The sequence below is a fragment of the [Mycobacterium] manitobense genome, assembly GCF_025821665.1.
In the GTDB taxonomy this organism is placed as follows: domain Bacteria; phylum Actinomycetota; class Actinomycetes; order Mycobacteriales; family Mycobacteriaceae; genus Mycobacterium; species Mycobacterium arseniciresistens.
In genome coordinates this window covers 34,378-51,411 of the sequence record NZ_JACKSJ010000186.1, presented here as the reverse complement: position 1 = coordinate 51,411, position 17,034 = coordinate 34,378, and the positions used below count along the sequence as shown (strand labels likewise).

At 68.8% G+C, this 17,034-nt stretch carries 16 protein-coding genes; 10 read left to right on the top strand and 6 right to left on the bottom strand.

Annotated features, from left to right (window positions below; translation table 11 throughout):
• Positions 1-46: 46 nt before the first annotated feature.
• Positions 47-958, bottom strand: a complete 912-nt coding sequence (locus tag H7I41_RS21815) for an oxygenase MpaB family protein (RefSeq protein ID WP_264014709.1) — start codon at positions 956-958, stop codon at positions 47-49.
• An 81-nt stretch (positions 959-1,039) separates the two neighbouring features.
• Between H7I41_RS21815 and H7I41_RS21810 the strand changes: the two genes are divergently transcribed.
• Positions 1,040-1,663: a TetR/AcrR family transcriptional regulator gene (locus tag H7I41_RS21810; protein ID WP_264014708.1), complete on the top strand. Its 624-nt coding sequence runs from the start codon at positions 1,040-1,042 to the stop codon at positions 1,661-1,663.
• Here the strand turns inward: H7I41_RS21810 and H7I41_RS21805 are convergent.
• Positions 1,635-2,222, bottom strand: coding sequence for a VOC family protein (locus H7I41_RS21805; RefSeq protein WP_264014707.1), 588 nt, complete (start codon positions 2,220-2,222; stop codon positions 1,635-1,637). The genes H7I41_RS21810 and H7I41_RS21805 overlap by 29 nt on opposite strands.
• A 400-nt stretch (positions 2,223-2,622) precedes the next feature.
• Between H7I41_RS21805 and H7I41_RS21800 the strand changes: the two genes are divergently transcribed.
• From H7I41_RS21800 to H7I41_RS21775, 6 genes are all read left to right on the top strand, one after another.
• Positions 2,623-3,756, top strand: a complete 1,134-nt coding sequence (locus tag H7I41_RS21800; RefSeq protein WP_264014706.1) for an alpha/beta hydrolase — start codon at positions 2,623-2,625, stop codon at positions 3,754-3,756.
• Positions 3,753-4,697 (top strand): 2-hydroxyacid dehydrogenase, encoded by a 945-nt coding sequence (locus tag H7I41_RS21795; protein WP_264014722.1) that lies wholly within the window; start codon positions 3,753-3,755, stop codon positions 4,695-4,697. The genes H7I41_RS21800 and H7I41_RS21795 overlap by 4 nt, the downstream gene beginning before the upstream one ends.
• A 50-nt stretch (positions 4,698-4,747) precedes the next feature.
• Positions 4,748-6,970 (top strand): acyl-CoA dehydrogenase family protein, encoded by a 2,223-nt coding sequence (locus H7I41_RS21790; RefSeq protein ID WP_264014705.1) that lies wholly within the window; start codon positions 4,748-4,750, stop codon positions 6,968-6,970.
• Between the two features lie 55 nt (positions 6,971-7,025).
• Entirely contained in the window at positions 7,026-7,979 is a 954-nt protein-coding gene (locus H7I41_RS21785; protein WP_264014704.1) for a LysR family transcriptional regulator, read from the top strand.
• A 102-nt stretch (positions 7,980-8,081) separates the two neighbouring features.
• Positions 8,082-9,590, top strand: coding sequence for an APC family permease (locus tag H7I41_RS21780; protein ID WP_264014703.1), 1,509 nt, complete (start codon positions 8,082-8,084; stop codon positions 9,588-9,590).
• 91 nt (positions 9,591-9,681) lie between these two features.
• Positions 9,682-10,695, top strand: a complete 1,014-nt coding sequence (locus tag H7I41_RS21775; RefSeq protein WP_264014702.1) for an aminotransferase class IV — start codon at positions 9,682-9,684, stop codon at positions 10,693-10,695.
• Between the two features lie 12 nt (positions 10,696-10,707).
• Here the strand turns inward: H7I41_RS21775 and H7I41_RS21770 are convergent, their stop codons facing one another.
• Positions 10,708-11,631 carry an ADP-ribosylglycohydrolase family protein gene (locus H7I41_RS21770; protein ID WP_264014701.1) on the bottom strand — a complete coding sequence of 308 codons (924 nt, stop codon included), beginning with the start codon at positions 11,629-11,631 and terminating at the stop codon, positions 10,708-10,710.
• 51 nt (positions 11,632-11,682) lie between these two features.
• Here H7I41_RS21770 and H7I41_RS21765 point away from each other — a divergent pair, with 51 nt between their 5' ends.
• The gene (locus H7I41_RS21765; RefSeq protein ID WP_264014700.1) at positions 11,683-11,823 is read left to right on the top strand and encodes a hypothetical protein; all 141 of its coding nucleotides are present in this window, start codon (positions 11,683-11,685) and stop codon (positions 11,821-11,823) included.
• A 3-nt stretch (positions 11,824-11,826) separates the two neighbouring features.
• On the opposite strand, the gene H7I41_RS21760 is transcribed toward H7I41_RS21765, so the two are convergent.
• A complete protein-coding gene (locus tag H7I41_RS21760) occupies positions 11,827-12,381 on the bottom strand; it encodes a TetR/AcrR family transcriptional regulator (RefSeq protein WP_264014699.1) in 555 nt (184 codons plus the stop codon).
• A 167-nt stretch (positions 12,382-12,548) separates the two neighbouring features.
• Between H7I41_RS21760 and H7I41_RS21755 the strand changes: the two genes are divergently transcribed.
• Together H7I41_RS21755 and H7I41_RS21750 are read left to right on the top strand one after the other, a co-directional pair.
• The gene (locus H7I41_RS21755; protein WP_264014698.1) at positions 12,549-13,289 is read left to right on the top strand and encodes an SDR family NAD(P)-dependent oxidoreductase; all 741 of its coding nucleotides are present in this window, start codon (positions 12,549-12,551) and stop codon (positions 13,287-13,289) included.
• Positions 13,286-14,515 (top strand): MFS transporter, encoded by a 1,230-nt coding sequence (locus tag H7I41_RS21750; RefSeq protein WP_264014697.1) that lies wholly within the window; start codon positions 13,286-13,288, stop codon positions 14,513-14,515. The genes H7I41_RS21755 and H7I41_RS21750 overlap by 4 nt, the downstream gene beginning before the upstream one ends.
• Here H7I41_RS21750 and H7I41_RS21745 read toward each other — a convergent pair.
• Positions 14,491-15,270 carry an SDR family NAD(P)-dependent oxidoreductase gene (locus tag H7I41_RS21745; RefSeq protein WP_264014696.1) on the bottom strand — a complete coding sequence of 260 codons (780 nt, stop codon included), beginning with the start codon at positions 15,268-15,270 and terminating at the stop codon, positions 14,491-14,493. The genes H7I41_RS21750 and H7I41_RS21745 overlap by 25 nt on opposite strands.
• Positions 15,271-15,324: 54 nt before the next feature.
• The gene (gene fadD2, locus H7I41_RS21740) at positions 15,325-17,016 is read right to left on the bottom strand and encodes a long-chain-fatty-acid--CoA ligase FadD2 (protein WP_264014695.1); all 1,692 of its coding nucleotides are present in this window, start codon (positions 17,014-17,016) and stop codon (positions 15,325-15,327) included.
• Between the last annotated feature and the right edge of the window lie 18 nt (positions 17,017-17,034).

Genomic DNA, 17,034 nt, shown 5'->3' with positions numbered 1-17,034 from the left:
TCAGACATGTTGTCTCTCAACGACTGGAGCCGAGGGGTGAGCCCGACTAGACCAGCGGCTTGCCGGTGCGGATGCGCCGGTCGAGGTCCTTGAGCAGCACGTTGAACGGGAACTGCCGGATGAAGCCCGGCGCCAGGTCGTTCGCTGTCCGCAGCACGGTCATCAGGCGGTCGAACCGGCGCTGGTGTCCGGCGTCCCACGGCAATCGCATCTCCTCGCGGAACCGTTGCGGCAGAAAGCCGGTGGTGATCAGCAGGTTGGCCGCGTCGAGGCGGCGCTGGACGGCGGGCGGCAGCCGGACGCCACGGATGCGGCCCGCGGCGATGGGGAACAGGTACTCGCGCACCGTGTCATCGATGTGGACCTGGTCGAGCGACTCCTGCCAGTACTTGTCGAACGCCGCACGGTCGGCCGGCCACATCTCCAGTGGCACCTGCAGCGTCGTGCCCAGCGTCGCACTGTCGCGGTAGTGCTCGTCGGCGGTCTCGTCGTCCATCTCGCCGATGAAGATGCGCTGGATGTCGACGCCGCCCTTGTACAGGCACGCGGCCACCCACAGCTGAAGATCCTTGTCGAACGCGTGGTACTTCACCGGGCTCTCGTCGGTCGAGTACACCTGCGCGTGGGCCGTGTTCACCGCGCGCCGGTAGGCCGCCTTCTGCGCGTCGGTGCCGCGGGTCGCGACGGCCAGGTAGGTGAACGTGGTGCGGGCGCGCTTGATCGGGTGCAGGTCGATGCGGCCGCTGTCGACACGGCTCTCGTACACGCCGTAGCCGACGCCCGGCCGGGCCAGCTGCATGATCACGTTGGCCGGGCCTGCCAGCAGCGCGACGCCCATCAGGCCGTCGTCCCGGGTGGCTCGGCGGCCGGCGAGCAGTGACCGGCGCGCAGCGGGTCGCGGCCGTGCCGGCTCGCTGACCGCGCGCTCGACGTGCGGGACCGGCTCGGTGACCGTCATCGGGCACTCCTCGTCGATAAAAGTGATAACGAATGTTTCCTGATATTGCCCTGCGCCGCTGACGGGTGTCAAGATGGGCGGATGGCACAGGTCCGGCCGTACCGCGGCGTCGAGGCGCCCGAGCGGCTGGCCCAGCGCAGACGCCGGTTCCTCGAGGCCGGCCTCGCCCTGCTCGGCTCCGCCGGCGACGACCTGGCGGACCTGACCGTGCGGGCGATCTGCCGGGAGGCCGGTGTCGGCGTCCGGTACTTCTACGAGGGCTTCACCGACAAGGACGACTTCGTCGGTGCGGTGTTCGACTGGGTGATCGCCGACATCGCGGCCACCACCCAGGCCGCCGCGGCCGCGGCGGCGCCGAAGGACCAGACGCGGGCGGTGATGACCGAGATCGTTCGCACGGTCGACGGCGACGCCCGCATCGGCCGGCTGCTGTTCAATTCGCAGCTGTCCAACGCCGTGGTGGTGCGCAAGCGTGCGGAATCAGGCGCCCTGTTCGCGATGCTGTCCGGCCGGCACGTCAGTGCCGCGCTACGCCGCGACGAGAACGAACGCATCAAGGCGACAGCACATTTCGTCGTCGGCGGCGTCGGGCAGACCATCAGCGCCTGGCTGGACGGCGAACTGGCACTGGCTCCGGATCAGCTCGTCGACCAGCTGACCGCGATCATCGACGACCTCAGCGAACCGCGGCTGTTCCGCGACTGAGCGTCCGGTCAGCCTGCGTCTTCGGCGGAGTCTGCGCTTCCTCGTCAGTGAATTCGCGTGTCCAGCAGGCGAATTCGAGCGTAACGCCATCGGGATCGAAGAAGTAGAACGATCGCACGTAGACGCCCGGATGGACCGTGGCCGACACCTGCATCTCGCTCTCGTCGTGATTGAGGATGGGCCCGACGCGGACGCCCTTCTCCTTCAATTTCCGGCGGTACTCGTCGAACTTCTCGGCGGGCACATGGAAGGCGAGGTGGTTCATCGAGCCGGTGGCACTGACGATCTCGCCGATGCCCGGGATCGCCGCGGGCGAGGACACCCCCGGCACCCCGTCCGGCGCGTCGCGGAACCAGAAGAACGCGACACAGTCACCGTTTCCGGCGTCGAAGAAGAAGTGCTGGCCGACGCCACCCGGCAGGTCGAGCGACTTGATCAGCGGCATCCCCAGCACGTTGCTGTAGAAGTCGACGGTCTTCGCCATGTCCGAACAAACCAGTGCCACATGGTTGATGCCACCGAGTTCGAACTCGCGGTTCGGATTGTGCGGCTTGATCATGCTCGGCTCCTGTGGTTATGGCGAAAAACCGGTCAAGCGGCAGAACTGAATCTAACATCGGTTTCAGACCCGCTCAATGCCCGGAGAGGGGTTCACCGGCTGTGACGACTGCGCCCCGCCACGCCCGCCGCCGGCATACCCGTGCGGCCGCCAGCTCTTCTGCGCGTGCGGCACTCACCCACGAGGCCAGGGTGTCCTCAGTCGACCTCGATATCGCCGAATGCCGTTCCGAGATGCGTCAACTCCGATGTGCCGTGGCGGTGCTGTCGATGCTTGACCACTTCTGCTACACACGATGGACGGGGGGCAGGGCCGCGCGGCTCGTCGACGACGACGCGTGCGTCCCGACCCCCGCCGACATCTTCTGTCGGACGATCTACGGCCGGGGGGCTGGGGGAACATGACGAGGACAGCAGGCACACCGGGGGTCACCCGCGAATTCGTTGGGCTCGACTCGCCCACTGCGCGACGGGCCGGTTCGGGCGGGCACCCTTGCCAGGGCATCTACTACCGGGGCGTGGGCCGCAAACCCAAGGTGGCGATGATCGCCGCCCACTACCAGATCGACTTCTCCGAGCACTACCTCGCGGAGTACATGGCCACCCGCGGCATCGGCTTCCTCGGCTGGAACACCCGGTTCCGCGGCTTCGAGAGCAGTTTCCTGCTCGACCACGCACTGGTCGACGTCGGCGTCGGCGTCCGATATCTGCGCGAGGTGCAGAACATCGAAACAGTTGTGCTGCTCGGGAACTCAGGCGGCGGATCACTGATGGCCGCGTACCAGGCGCAGGCGCTGGACCGCCACATCACGCCGCTGGAAGGTATGCGCCCCGCGGCCGGCTTCATGGACCTGCCGCCCGCCGACGGCTACATCGCCAGCGCGGCACATCCCGGCAGGCCCGACGTGCTCACCGCCTGGATGGACGCCGCCGTGACCGACGAGAACGACCCGGTGTCAACCGATCCCGATCTCGACCTGTTCGACATGGGCAACGGGCCGCCCTACTCGGCCGAGTTCGTGAAGCGCTACCGGGCGGCGCAGGTCGCACGCAACGAGGCGATCACCGACTGGGCCGAGGCCGAACTGAAACGGGTGCAGGCCGCCGGTTTCTCCGACCGCCCGTTCAACGTGATGCGCACCTGGGCGGATCCACGCATGGTGGATCCCACCCTCGATGCCAACAGGCGCCCACCGAACATGTGTTATGTCGGACCGCCGGCGAAGGCCAACCGCTCGGCGCACGGCGTCGCCTCGGCATGCACATTGCGCAACTGGATCAGTATGTGGAGCTTGCGGCACTCCCAGACGCGCGCAGAACCGCACCTTGCCCGCATCACCTGCCCCGCCCTGATCATCAACGCCGAGCAGGACACCGGCGTGTTCCCGTCCGACGCCCAGCGCATCTGCGGCGCGCTGGCGAGTGAGGACAAGACGATGCGCTCCATCGACTCCGACCACTACTTCACCACTCCGGGCGCGCGAAGCGAGCTGGCCGATCTCGTCGCGAAGTGGATCGGTAAGCGTTGGCGCTGAGGGTGCTGGCGCACTTCACCCCCGGGGGCAAGGTGCTCGATCTGCTGGCCGCCGAGTCCGACTGGCTCGACGTACGGTTCTGCGCCGAAGACGACGACGCAACGCTGCACCGGGAGCTGCCCGACGCCGAGGTGATCTGGCATGTGCTGCGTCCGCTGTCAGGAGACGATGTCCGGCGGGCCACCCGCTGCAGGCTGATCCACAAACTCGGCGCCGGGGTCAACACCATCGACGTCGACGCGGCGTCCGAACGCGGCATCGCGGTCGCCAACATGCCCGGCGCGAACGCCCCTTCGGTGGCCGAGGGCACCGTCCTGCTCATGCTCGCCGCGCTTCGTCGGCTTCCCGAGCTCGACCGCGCCACCCGCGCCGGCGAGGGCTGGCCGACGGATCCCCGTCTCGGCGAGATCGTCCGCGACATCGGCGGCGGAACCGTCGGGCTGGTCGGCTACGGCAATGTCGCGCAGCGGGTGGCGACGATCGTCGGTGCGATGGGTGCGACGGTTCTGCACACCAGCACTCGCGACGACGGACGTCCGGGCTGGCGGGCGCTGCCCGACCTGCTGGCCGCCAGCGACATCGTCTCGCTGCATCTTCCGCTCACGCCGGGCACCGCCGGACTGCTCGACCGGGCGGCTCTGGCCCGCATGCGGCCCGACGCGGTGCTCGTCAACACCTCGCGCGGCCCGATCGTCGACGAGTCGGCCCTGGCGGATGCGCTGCGCTCCGGCCGACTGGCGGCGGCGGGACTCGACGTGTTCGGCGAGGAGCCCGCACCCCCGGACCATCCGCTGTTCGGCCTGCCGAACGTGGTCGTGACCCCGCACGTGGCCTGGTGCACCGCGGACACCATGCGCCGCTACCTGGCCGAGGGAGTCGAGAACTGCCGTCGCCTGTTGGACGGCCGGGACCTGGTGAACGTGGTGAACCAGGCGGGGTAACCTGGCCCCCAACCGACCGGTTAATAGGGACGGCCCTCAGGAGGCACGGCATGCCCATCGCGATCACCCCCGAACACACCGACCTCGCCGAATCGGTGCGGTCCCTGGTGGCGCGGGTTGCGCCCTCGGAGGTGCTGCACGAGGCGCTCGAGAACCCGATCCCCAACCCGCCGCCGTTCTGGAAGGCCGCCGCCGAGCAGGGCCTGCACGGGGTGCACCTGGCCGAAGGCGTCGGAGGTCAGGGGTTCGGGATCCTCGAGCTGGCCGTCGTGGTCGCCGAGTTCGGCTACGGCGCGGTGCCGGGGCCGTTCGTGCCGTCGGCGATCGCCAGTGCGCTCGTCGCTGCGCACGACGCCGGGGCCGACGTGCTGAGCGGACTGGCATCGGGCGAGGTGATCGCCTCGTACGCCATCGACTCCGGCCTCACCGCCACCCGCCACGGTGACGGCCTGGTCATCCGCGGCGAGGTGCGCGCCGTCCCGGCGGCCGCCCAGGCCTCGGTGCTGGTGCTGCCCGTCGCCATCGAGAGCGGCGAGGAGTGGGTGGTTCTCGACGCCGAGGCGCTCGAGATCGAACCCGTCCAGAGCGTGGACCCGTTGCGCCCGGTCGCCGACGTGCGCGCCAACGCCGTCGAGGTGTCCGAGGACCGGGTGCTGGCGAACGTCAGCCGCACCCTGGCCCGCGCGCTGATCTCCACCCTGCTGTCCGCCGAAGCCGTCGGCGTCGCGCGGTGGGCCACCGACACCGCCACCGGCTACGCCAAGATCCGCGAGCAGTTCGGCAGGCCGATCGGTCAGTTCCAGGCGATCAAGCACAAGTGCGCCGAGATGGTCGCCGACACCGAGCGGGCCACCGCCGCGGTGTGGGATGCCGCCCGCGCGATCGACGAGGCGCGGGAGAACTCCGGCGGGCAGGAGCGCAGCGACTCGGGGATAAAGACAGACAACAGTTATGAATTCGCCGCCGCGGTGGCGGCCACCCTCGCGCCCGCCGCGGGTCAGCACTGCGCGCAGGAGTGCATCCAGGTGCACGGCGGCATCGGCTTCACCTGGGAACACGACACCAACGTGTACTACCGGCGCGCGCTGGCGCTCGCGGCGAGCTTCGGCCGGTCCGCCGACTACACCCAGCAGGTCGTCGACACCGCGACTGCCACCGGCATGCGCAGCATCGACATCGACCTGGATCCCGACACCGAGAAGCTGCGCGAGGAGATCCGCTCGGAGGTCGCCGCGCTCAAGGACATGGAGCGCGGCGAGCGCATCACCGCGATCGTCGAGGGCGGCTGGGTGCAACCACACCTGCCGAGGCCGTGGGGCCGCGCGGCCGCCCCCGTCGAACAGATCATCATCGCCCAGGAGTTCGCCTCCGGGCGGGTGAAGCGTCCGCAGATGGGCATCGCCGCCTGGCTGATCCCGTCGATCGTCGCGTTCGGCACCGACGAGCAGAAGCAGCGCTTCCTGCCGCCGACCTTCCGCGGCGAGATGATCTGGTGCCAGCTGTTCTCCGAGCCGGGCGCGGGTTCCGACCTGGCCAGCCTCACCACCAAGGCCACCAAGGTCGACGGCGGGTGGCGCATCACCGGCCAGAAGATCTGGACCACCGGAGCGCAGTACTCGCAGTGGGGCGCCTTGCTGGCGCGCACCGACCCGAGCGCGCCGAAACACAATGGCATCACCTACTTCCTGCTCGACATGGCGAGTGACGGCGTCGAGGTCAAGCCGCTGCGCGAGCTGACCGGCAACGCGATGTTCAACACCGTCTTCATCGACGACGTGTTCGTGCCCGACGATCTGGTGCTCGGTGAGGTCGACCGCGGGTGGGAGGTCAGCCGCAACACGCTGACCAATGAGCGGGTGTCGATCGGCAGCAGTGAGCCGCCGTTCCTGGCCAATCTCGAGGGCTTCGTGGAGTTCGTGCGCGACGGGCAGTTCGACCAGATCGCGCAGCACCGTGCCGGTCAGCTGATCGCCGAGGGCCACGCCGCCAAGCTGCTCAACCTGCGCTCGACGCTGCTCACCCTCGCCGGCGGCGACGCGATGCCCTCGGCGGCCATCTCCAAGCTGCTCTCGATGCGCACCGGTCAGGGTTACGCCGAGTTCGCGGTCTCGTCCTTCGGCACCGACGGCGTGATCGGGGACCCGAAGACGCTGCCGGGCAAGTGGGTCGAGTACCTCCTGGGCAGCCGGGCGACCACCATCTACGGCGGCACCACCGAGGTGCAGCTGAACATCATCGCCGAACGGCTGCTCGGGCTGCCGCGCGACCCGTAGCCCGCCGCCCGTCCGCGAGTGTGAACCTGGCGACGGTTTCGGTGCCAGACTCGTCGTGGAGTTCACACTCGCAGGAGGGGCCACCACGAGCGCCGACGTCACGCTGAGACAGCTGCGGTACTTCGTCGTGCTCGGCGAGGAACTGAACTACCGGCGCGCCGCCGAACGCCTCTTCATCACGCAGCCCGCACTGTCGACGGCGATCAAACAGCTCGAGCACCAGTTCGGCGTCCTGCTGTTCAACAGGAGTACGCGCGAGGTCGCGCTGACCGACCTGGGGGCGGCGTGGCTGCCGCAGGTGCAGCAGGCGATCTCCGGGGTCGACGCCGTCGTCGACAACCTGGTCATCCTGTCGGGCACCCGGCAGGGCGTGCTGCGGGTCGGGTACCTCATCGGCACCGGCGCGGACCTGCTGTTCCGCGTGGTCCGCCACTTCGAGGCGGCCTATCCCGAGGTCAGCGTCGAGCCCATCGAGTACGACTTCTCCGATCCGACAGCGGGTCTGGCCGACGGGAGCACCGAGGTCGCGATCATCCGGCCACCGGTCGACCTGCCGGAGCACCGGATGCTCGTGCTCGACTCCGAGTCGTGGATGGCGTGCCTGCCGCGGGATCACCCGCTCGCCGACCGCCGCGAGGTCGAGATCGCCGAACTGCTCGACGACCCCATCGTGTGCGCTCCGCTGACGGCGGGCACCTGGCGCGACTACTGGCTGGCGATGGACGCCCGCGGCAACCGGCCGCCGGCGATCGCCGCCGTGGCGGCGACCTACGAGGCCGAGACGACGTCGATCGCGCGCGGTCTCGGCATCAGCTTCACCACCTCGTCGGTGGCCCGGTTCTATGACCGGCCGGGCATCGTTTACGTGCCGATAACGGACCGGCCGCCCAGCTACACCGCGCTGGCGTGGCACCCGCAGAAGCTCTCACCCCAGGCGGATGCGCTGGTCAGGCACGTGCAGTCGCAGTGGAGCTTCGGCGAGGCGGCGCACGACGCCGATCATTCATAAGCCGTCGTTATGAGTACATCAATACCTCGAACTTCCGGTGTCCGGCCGATGACGCTTTTCTGTCTTCAGGTGTTCTTCCCATCGGTTTGACCTGGAGCGACCATGACTGACGCAATGACATCACCTACTCATTCAGAACAGCGACCTCCGACGCCGGACGCCGAGGACGCCAAGCTCGCCGAACTCGGCTACACGCAGAAGCTCGACCGCTCGGTCGGCACGCTGGCCTCGTTCGCCATCGGCTTCGCGACGATCAGCGCCACCACCGCGGTGTTCACCGGCTTCGGCGCCGGCTACTTCACCGCGGGCGCACCGTTCGTGTGGACGCTGCTGCTGGCCGGCGCGGTGTTCGCGCTGTGGACGTTCATCGCCGCGGACCTCACCGCCAAACTGCCGCTGGCCGGTTACTCCTACCAGTGGATCAGCCGTATCAACGGCCCGGACCTCGCCTGGTTCACCGGCTTCATCGCGCTGATGGGCTGGGTGTGCGGCATGACCGGCGTCGGCTTCATCCTGTCCGGCTATCTCGGCGGACTGTTCGGCTGGAGCATGACCCAGAGCACCCAGATCCTGCTGGCCATCGCCGTCGTGTTCGTCTGCGTGCTGATCAACATCTACGGCGTCCGGTTCGCCACGATGGTCAACAACATCGGCGTCAGCCTGGAACTCGTCATCACCGTCGGCGCCACCGCACTGATCGCGATCATCGCCTTCTCGGCGCCGGAGAACCACCAGCCGATCTCGGTGCTGTTCACCGGTGGCGAGTCCGGCGACAAGGACTCGTACATGCTGGCGTGGCTGGCCGCAGCGCTCGGCCCGTTCTTCGGCCTGATCGGCGTGGAGTCCGGCGCCGACGTCGCCGAGGAGACCAAGGACGCCCGCCGCGTCGTGCCCCGGACGATGTTCTACGCCCTGGTCACCTCGATCGTCATCGAACTGCTGATGTACGTCGTGTACGTGCTGGCCATTAAGGACGCCGCAGCGGTCGAGGCCAACGCCGCCGCGCCCATCGAGGAGATCATCACCCAGCAGGCCGGGCCCGTCGTCACCAAGATCGTCGTCGCCATCGCCCTGACGAACATCCTCGCCTGTCTGCTGGCCAACATCCTGGTCGCCACCCGGCTCACCTATTCGATGGCCCGCGACAACATGCTGCCGTTCTCCCAGGTGTGGCGGCACGTCTCGCCGAAGAGCAAGGCGCCCACCTACGCGGTGCTCGGGCTGGGTTGCCTGTCGACGGTGCTGCTGCTCTCGGCGCTGGTCAACGAGAAGGCGTTCAACTACATCATCGGCATCGCCTCGCTGCTGTTCTTCTTCGTCTACATCCTGCAGACCATCGGACTGCTGGTCGGCTACCACAAGGGCACCATCCCGCAGGGCGAACCGGGCACCTTCGACCTCGGCCGGTTCCGGTTGCCGCTCTACGTCACCGCACTGGTGGTGTTCGTCGGCGTCGCGATCGCTCTGCTGTTCCTCCCGCAGTTCACCAGCAACAAGTGGATCTTCCTCGGCATCGTGGTGCTGGCCGCCCTGTGGTGGGCCACCGGCTTGAAGTCGCGGCTGCGCAGCGGATCCGCCGGCGCCACCTACGCAAAGACCCACGGCATCTGACCCACCCCCGCTGACTCCGCGTCCACGGCACCGGGCACTCGCACGTCCGCGCCGTGGACGCAGGGTCGACGCAACCATGAAGGGACACATCATGACCAGCACTCTCGGCACCAGCAACCTCGTCGCCGTCGAACCCGGCGCAATCCGGGAAGCCACGCCGCCCGGTTCGGTGATCCAGTACAGCGACTACGAGCTCGACACGTCCAGCCCGTTCGCCGGGGGCGTGGCGTGGATCGAGGGCGAGTACATGCCCGCCGAGGACGCGAAGATCTCGATCTTCGACACCGGGTTCGGCCACTCCGACCTGACCTACACCGTCGCACATGTGTGGCACGGCAACATCTTCCGGCTCGGTGACCATGTGGACCGCCTCCTCGACGGCGCCGCCAAGCTGCGCCTCGACCCGGGGGTGTCCAAGGACGAACTCGCCGAGATCACCAAGCGCTGCGTCAGCCTCTCGCAACTCCGTGAGTCGTTCGTGAACCTCACCGTCACGCGCGGTTACGGAAAACGCAAGGGCGAGAAGGACCTGACGAAGCTGACCCACCAGGTGTACATCTACGCGATCCCGTACCTGTGGGCATTCCCGCCCCACGAGCAGATCTTCGGCACCACCGCGATCGTCCCGCGCCACGTACGCCGCGCGGGGCGCAACACCGTCGACCCGACGATCAAGAACTACCAGTGGGGCGACCTGACGGCGGCGAGCTTCGAGGCCAAGGACCGCGGCGCACGCACCGCGATCCTGCTCGACTCGGACAGCTGTGTCGCCGAAGGCCCGGGCTTCAACGTCTGTGTCGTCAAGGACGGCAAGTTGGCGTCGCCGTCAAGGAACGCGTTGCCGGGCATCACCCGCAAGACGGTGTTCGAGCTCGCCGATGCGATGGGCATCGAGGCCACCCTGCGCGACGTCACCAGCCACGAACTCTACGACGCCGACGAGCTGATGGCCGTCACCACCGCCGGTGGCGTCACCCCCATCAACTCACTCGACGGTGAACCGATCGGCGACGGCGCGCCCGGCCCGATGACCGTCGCGATCCGGGACCGGTTCTGGGCCCTGATGGACGAGCCCGGCCCACTGATCGAGGCGATCGAGTACTGAGCGCGGACGCCGTCAGGCGAGGGTCGCGCGAAGCACCGCGAGCGCCGCGGCGCTTCGATCCAGCCGGCCGGGCTCCGGCAGTGCCAGCCTCGGCCACCATGGGATGTCCATGTCGATGTCGCCGAGCCCGCCGAGGATTCCGCAGGCAAGCGCCGCGACGGTGTCGGTGTCACCGCCGAGCATCACGGCATCGCGCACCGCGTCCGCCAGGCCCCGACGCCGCTGTCCGGTACGCCGGACCACCGTGATGACGGCCGCCGCCGTCTCGATTCCGTCCAGCGACACTCCATCGCGGCCCGGCCGCCAGTCACCGGCGAAGGCATCCGACAACGGCGACCACACGGTGTCCGCCCTGGCGAATCGGCCTCTGACGTAACGCACCTCGGTGGCGGCCGCCTCGAGGACAGCGTCGATTGCGGCCGCTTCGACGGCAGTTGCGGCCATCGCCGTCACCACGCAGGCGGCGCCGACGGCCCCCGCGGCGCCATGGGTGGTGCGGGACAGCCGCGTCACGACGCGGCGCCGCAGCCCGGCCGCCGCCGTCGGAATGCCCCAGCCGATCGGCAACGCCCGCATGGCGGCGCCGTTCGTGTCACCGGTGCTTGCACGCAGACCCCCGGTGGCACCGAACCGTTCGACGGCGGCGTGGGTGCTCGGACCGATCCCTCGGATGCCGGGCACCGCCTCGACGAGGCGAGTGAGGAAGTCCCGCTCGTCCACGTGGGCGCCGCGGTCGGCGAGGTAGTCGGCGACCAGCAGCATCAGTGCCGTGTCATCGGAGGTGGCGCCCGGTGGCCACCCCGCGCGACGCGGCACCTCCGCCACGGCCCCGGGGTCGATGGCCGCCGGCCGGTAACCCTCCCAGGGCACACCCGTGGCGTCCCCGACGGCGAACGCCACGAGCGCCGCGCGGATCCTGTCCTCGAGCGCCGTCATTTCTCCAGCCTGCCCCGCGAGACGGTTCGGGGCGATCGGTCCGGGTAGCCGATGTCCACCTACACCGCCGTGGTGGTCGTGGTGGCGGGCATCGCGATCGCGGTCTACGCGCTTGCGGCGCGCGAGTCGCTGATGCTGGTGGCGCCGGCGATACCCGGTGCGGCCATCATGGGCGCGCAGGCCGTCACCTGACGCTCAGCTGCCCGCCGAGATCAGCGTGTCCCAGGCCGAGAGTGCCGAGCGTGCAATGGCTTCCAACGTCACCCGGTCCGCACCGTCCCTGGCCTGGATGGACATGCCCTGCTGGACGGTGACGTAGAACCGGGCGATGGCCGATAAGTCGGCGCTCGCCGGGATCTCGCCGTTCTCGACGCCCTCGGTGAGCCGGGCAGCCAGGTCGAGGGTGTTCTGTTCGCGCATCTCGGTGAGGTCGGCACGTACGGCATCAGTCGCACCGTTGGCGTGCAGCGCCGACAGGACCACGAGGCAGCCGGCCGGGCAATCGCCGCGGGTGAACGAACTGGCGGTCGCCATGAGGAAGCCTTCCACGGCGCCGAACGCGGTGTCGGCGTCGGTGACCGCGGACCAGATCTCACCGCCCACGTTCTGCGTGTAGTGGCTCACCGCCTCACGGAACAGGTCGTCCTTGGCGCCGAAGGCGGCGTAGAGACTGGTCGAACCAATCCCCATCGCCGAGGTGAGATCGGCGATCGAGGTGCCTTCGAACCCTCTGTCCCAGAACAACTCCATCGCCCGCTCCAGCGCGCGGGTCCGATCGAACCCCCTCGGCCTGCCACGTGCCGCCACAGCGATTCAGCCTCCAAACATTTTCTGCAACGAATACTACAGAAATGTCTTGACGCCGCGCCAGCCGCCTGCCTAAATTTGCAGCGATCACTACAGAAATGGAGCCGGCAATGGCAGCACTCGACGGGAAACGGGCATTCGTGACAGGCGGAAGCCGGGGAATCGGCGCGGCGATCGCGAGAAGGCTGGCGAGCGACGGCGCCGCCGTCGCGGTGGGTTACGAACGGTCGGCGCACGCCGCGAACGCGGTCGCCGACGAGATCACCACCGCGGGCGGACGTGCCGTCGCAGTGCAGATGGCCGCCGACGATCCGGCCTCGATCGCGCGCGCCGTCGACGAGGCAGCCGGGGCGCTCGGCGGTCTCGACATCCTGGTCAACAACGCGGGCATCTATCGTGGCGGCCCCATCGAGGAGATGACACTCGACGACGTCGACGCGACATTGAACGTCAACGTCCGTGCCGTGATGCTGGCGTCACAGGCGGCCCTGCGACACCTGCCGGCCGGGGGGCGCATCATCTCGACGGGCAGCAACCTGGCAAGCCGCGTACCCGAGGCCGGGGCAAGCCTCTACTCGGCGAGCAAGGCTGCGCTGATCGGCTGGACGCAGGGCCTGGCCCGCGACCTCGGACCGCGCCGAATCACCGTCAACGTCGTGCATCCCGGCTCCACCGACACCGACATGAACCCGGCAGACGGACCGCAGGCCGAGGCGCAGCTCGCAAGGATGGCGATTCCGCAGTACGGCAAGCCGGCGGACGTCGCCGCCCTCGTCGCGTTCGTGGCCGGACCGGAGGGTGGCTCGATCAACGGAGCCGGGCTGACCGTGGACGGTGGAGCCAACGCGTGACGTCTGCTGACGCAGATGCCGACCAGGTCCTGCGTCGGGTTTTCGTCCTGCTCGCGCCCGCGATCGCATTGGTGGTGGCGACCGAGTTCATCGTCGTCGGCCTGCTGCCGTCGATCGCCACGGACCTCGGCGTGCCGCTCTCGATCGCCGGCCGGCTGACTGCGGTCTTCGCGATCGCCGCGGCGGCGGCGGGACCGGTCGTCACGCTCGTCGTGAGCCGAGTGCCGCCGCGGGCTCTGCTCGCCGCGGTGCTCGTTGTGTACGCGGCAGGCAACGGCGTCGTCGCGCTGGCAACCGACATCACGCCGATGCTGCTTGCGCGGGCCGTTCAGGGGGCGTTGCTTCCGCCGTTCGTGGGTCTGGGAACCGCTGAAGTCCTGCGGATGGCGCCCGCGGCATCGCGTGGCCGCGCCCTCGCCAAGGCCAATCTCGGCTTCGTCCTCGGCGTGCTGCTCGCATTGCCCGCGGGCATCGCGCTGGCGCAGGGCGGCAACTGGCGTCTGTCGTTCGTCGTGCTGGCTGTCGCCCCGTTGCCGGTGGCCCTCGCCATGGCTCTGCTCTTTCCACGCAGCCGGCGGATGCACGACGGGCCCCCGGCTGGTCTCGCAGATCAACTCGCGCTGCTGCGCCGCCCCCTGTTCCTCGGTCACCTCGCGCTGTCGGTGGCGATCTTCGCCGCCATGTTCTCGGCCTACACGTATCTCGGCGCCTGGTTCGAGGACGTCATGGGGCTGGACCTGAAGCGCCTTGCGCTGGCACTGCTGCTGTTCGGCGCCGTTGGCGTCGCGGGTAATTCAGTTGCGGAACGTGTCGCGGACCGGCGGCCGCTTGCGGCGACCGTGGTCACCGCCGCAGTGCTCGCCATCGCCGTCAACGTCGCGGCATGGACGGGGGGTTCGGTACTGGCGGCCGTCGTTCCGCTGCTCATCTGGGGCGTGCTGCACACGGCGGGTGTCACGCTCAGCCAGGTGCGGGTGACGATGGCCGGTGCCGAGGCGCCGGCATTCGCACTGACGCTGAACATCTCGACGGCCAATCTCGGCATCGCCTTGGGAGCGGTCGCGGGCGGCTGGGGCCTAGATCATTGGGGCATGGCCGGACTCGGCGTGATGCCGGCCGCACTGACCCTGGCGGCCCTGCTGCTCGTCGTTCCGCTCAGCGCACGACCGCGGCCCAAATCACGTGGACGCCTGCTACGCGGTCAGGGCAGGATCGAGTCGACGTAACCGCCGTCGACCCGCACCGCCGCGCCGGTGGTCGCCGACGCCAGCGGGGACGCCAGGTACGTCACCAGATTCGCGATCTCCTCGGGTTCGATGAGCCGCTGCAGCAACGACTGTGGCCGGTGCAGGCGCATGAATTCGCGCTGCGCCTCGTCCCACGGCAGCGACGCGTCCACCAACTCGTAGACGAATTTCTCGACACCCGCGGTGTGCGTCGGCCCGGCGATCACCGAGTTGACCGTGACTCCGGTGCCCGCGGCGTCCTTGGCGAAGCCCCGCGACACCGCCAGCAGCGCCGTCTTCGACACCCCGTAGTGGATCATCTCCTCGGGGATGACGATGGCCGAGTCGCTGGCGATCTGGATCGCCCGGCCCCATCCGCGGTCGGTCATCCCGGGCAGATAGCTGCGGATGAGCCGCACCGCGGCGAGGACGTTCACCTCGAAGTAGGTGCGCCACTGGTCGTCGGTGATCTCCCGGGCCGGCACCGCCCCGAAGATGCCGAGATTGTTGACCAGGATGTCGACCGCGGGCAGTTCGCGCAGCAGCGCGGCGACCCCCTCGTCGGTGCTGACGTCGGCCGCGATGCCGAAAGCGTCGCCGTCGATCGCGGCCACCGCCTCGTCCACCCGGTCGCGGCTGCGGCCGTTCACCGCGACGCGGGCGCCGGCCGCGGAGAGGTTGCTGGCGATCGCCAGCCCGATGCCCTGGGTGGAACCGGTGACGAGGGCTGTCTTACCGCCGAGATCGATGTGCACGGTGAGTTACGACGGTCTCGGCCCCCGGACTATTCCGTCAGCTCTCCACGTGCTCTATTCGTCGTCTCCGCCGACGGTGATCTCGCGGAGCTCCCTCTTGAGGATCTTCCCGGTGGGGTTTCGGGGCAGCTCGTCGAGGAAGATGACCTCGCGCGGCACCTTGTAGCGCGCGAGGTTCTCCTTGACGTAGGTCTTGATGGCTTCCTCGTCGACGCTGGCGCCGTCGGTCTTGACGACGAAGGCCCGCAGCCGGTGCCCCCACTCCTTGTCCTCGACCCCGAGCGCGGTGGCCTCGACGACCTCGGGATGGCCGCTGATGAGGTCTTCGACTTCGGCGGGGAACACGTTCTCACCGCCGGACACGATCATCTCGTCGTCGCGACCGCTGACGTAGAGCAGTCCGTGCTCGTCGAAGTAACCGACATCGCCGGAGGACATCAGGCCGTCGATGATCTGCTTGTGGCCGCCGCCGGTGTAACCCTCGAACGGGAAGGTGTTGCCGACGAAGATGCGACCGACCTCGCCCTTGGGCACCTCCTTGCCGTTCTCGTCGAAGAGCTTGACCCTGACGCCCTTGACGACGGGTCCGACCGTGGCGGGGTTCTTCTGCAGATCCTGCGGGCGGGCGATGGACGCGAACGCGATCTCGGTGGACCCGTAGAGGTTGTAGACGACGGGCCCGATGTCCTTCATCGCGCGCGTCGCCAGTTCGGCGCCCAGCTGCGAACCGGACACGAACACGATGCGCAGCTTCGACAGATCGGGCTTGGGGTCGGTCTTCTCCAGCTGATCGAGGATCCGCGACAGCATCACCGGGACGACCACCATCGCCGTCACCCCGTGCTTCTCCAGGTCGGCCAGCACGGTCGCCGGCTTGAACCGGCGCCGCAGCACCAGCGTCGAGCCCAGCATCATCGCGATCGTCGCGTGCAGGAAGCCGAGCGCGTGGAACATCGGAGCCGGCAGCGACGTGATCTCGCCGGCCCTGAACGGCACGTGTGACAGCACACCGCCGATGGGGGCGAGCGACGGTGGGGTGCTGCGGTTGGCGCCCTTGGGGGTGCCGGTGGTGCCGCTGGTGAGAATGATGATCGACGAGTGCTTCGACGCCTTCGGGGCGGGATTGCTGTTACTGCGCTCGACGATCTCGGCGAGGGTCTCGGCGGAGCTCTCGGACGGCTCGTCGGTGTCGGGGTTGGTGCCGAGCGCCCGCAGGAACCCGAGTTCGGGCTCGGCCTGCGCCATCGCCTTGGTGTACTCGTCGTCGTGGATGATGATCTTGGCGCCCTCGCGTTCTGACACCTCCTTGACCTGAGGGCCGGAGAACTCGCTGTTGAGCAGGATGATGCGGGCCCCGGTGCGGGCGGCGCCGTACACCGCGACGAGGAACCACCGGTGGTTGCGGGCCAGGATCGCCACACCGTCGCCGCCCTTGACGCCCTTGGCGAGAAGTGCGTTGGCGACCGCGTGCGCGGCGGCGTCGAGTTCTCCGAACGTCATTTCGCCGTCGTCGTCGATGACGGCCGCGCGGTGCGGCGAGCGACGGGCGTTGAGCGCCGGGATCATTCCGAACTCGCCCCAGCGGCGGATGTCGGCCAGCATGGCGGCGACGTTCTGCGGCGGCTCGAGCTTGAATGCGCCGGCCTCGAACATCTTGCGCGCGTAGTGCAGTTCGGCCGAGCCCCGGTCGAGGTACTGCTTGGCCTTCGCGGCAGCCTGCAACGGGAATTCAGTCAGCTTCGGCATGCCCACACCATATGTGTT